General features: G+C 51.0%; 2 rRNA genes. Both read right to left on the bottom strand.

From position 1 onward, the window contains the following. Positions 1-111: ribosomal RNA gene (gene rrf, locus AACQ95_RS14420) — 5S ribosomal RNA — on the bottom strand; the annotation flags it as partial. Positions 112-238: 127 nt separating this feature from the next. Then, positions 239-343 (bottom strand): 23S ribosomal RNA (locus AACQ95_RS14415); the annotation flags it as partial.

The following is a 343-nucleotide window of genomic DNA, read 5'->3' as shown; positions in this document are numbered from 1 at the left end:
GGCAGTGTCCTACTCTCGCATGGCGAATGCCACACTACCATCGGCGCTACCGCGTTTCACTTCTGAGTTCGGCATGGGATCAGGTGGTTCCACGGCGCTATGGCCGCCAGGCAAATAACTTCAATCTTGGAAAGCTGACGTGAGTAACGACTGATTGGCTATTGCCTAGTCGCTATCACTGAATTAGGTAAGTAGTCTCGCACTTGCTACAAGTCTCAGAACACTTCTTGGGTGTTGTATGGTTAAGCCTCACGGGTAATTAGTATGGGTTAGCTCAACACATCACTGCGCTTACACACCCCACCTATCAACGTTGTGGTCTCCAACGGCCCTTTAGGACCCT

The sequence above is a fragment of the Aeromonas sp. MR19 genome, assembly GCF_963899305.1.
GTDB lineage: Bacteria > Pseudomonadota > Gammaproteobacteria > Enterobacterales > Aeromonadaceae > Aeromonas > Aeromonas bestiarum.
Note: the sequence above shows the minus strand (reverse complement) of the source record. Positions and strands in the feature narration are given on the sequence as shown.